Source organism: Cupriavidus sp. 8B, assembly GCF_054589115.1.
The window spans coordinates 1-997 of sequence record NZ_BAAILO010000050.1; the positions used below are offsets into that span (position 1 = coordinate 1).

1 protein-coding gene is annotated in these 997 nt (G+C 61.4%); it reads left to right on the forward strand.

Annotated elements, in window-relative coordinates; all coding sequences use genetic code 11:
- Nucleotides 1-997: Tn3 family transposase (locus ACYP5B_RS05065; RefSeq protein ID WP_459568798.1), on the forward strand; the 997-nt coding region annotated here is incomplete at both ends.

A 997-nucleotide genomic window follows, 5' to 3' on the forward strand; every position in this document is an offset into this window, starting at 1 on the left:
GCTTGCGCGCAAGGCGCGGGACGCGCATGAACTCATTTCGCTGTACGCCGGACTGCTCTCACACGGCACGGATCTCGATGCAACGAGCGTTGCTGCGATGATTCCGGAGTTGGATCCGGCGCATATCTCCACCACTATGCGCGCCCTCGAAATGCCTGGTCGGTTGACCCGCGCGAACGAACGGGTGGTGGAATTCCAGCGCACACACCCGATTACCGAACTCTGGGGGACTGGGAGGAGGGCCTCCAGCGATTCCATGAGCCTGGACACGTCACCCCACCTATTCTATGCGCGGGTCGACCCACGACGCCGCACGCACGCCGTGGGTATCTACACACACGTCCTCGACCAGCATGGCATCGCGTACAACCAGCCGATCGTGCTCAATGAGCGGCAGGCCGGTGCCGCGATTGAAGGCGTGATCCGTCACGGTGAGAAGCGTGACGATGGCGGCCTGCTCCGACTTTCGGTCGATACCCATGGATATACGAACGTGGGCATGGCGCTATCGAAAATGCTCGGCTTTGATCTCTGCCCCCGCTTGCGCAACCTCTCGGAGCGCAAGCTGTATCTACCGCGGGGATGGATGGCCCCGGAAGGCGTCGCCCCAGTTGTCTGCCAGGACATATCGCTCAAGGCAATCCGTGACGGATGGGATGGTTTGCTGCGGCTGGCGGCATCGATCAAATCCGGACGTCTAAGCGCTATTGTCGCGTTGGAGCGATTCGGCAGCGCGGCACACGGTGACCCGATTCATCGCGCGGCCGACCATCTTGGCAAGCTGCTGCGCACGCTTTTCCTGTGTGATTACTTCAGCAATACCGGGTTTCGTCGTGAGTTGCATACGCTACTGAACCGGGGCGAATCAGTTCACCAGCTCCAGCGTGCGATATACACAGGCAAGGTCGCGCCGGAGCGCGGACGGCGGCGCGACGAGATGATCGCGATCTCTGGCTCTCTGACGCTGTTGACGAACCTGGTGATCGCGTGGAACACG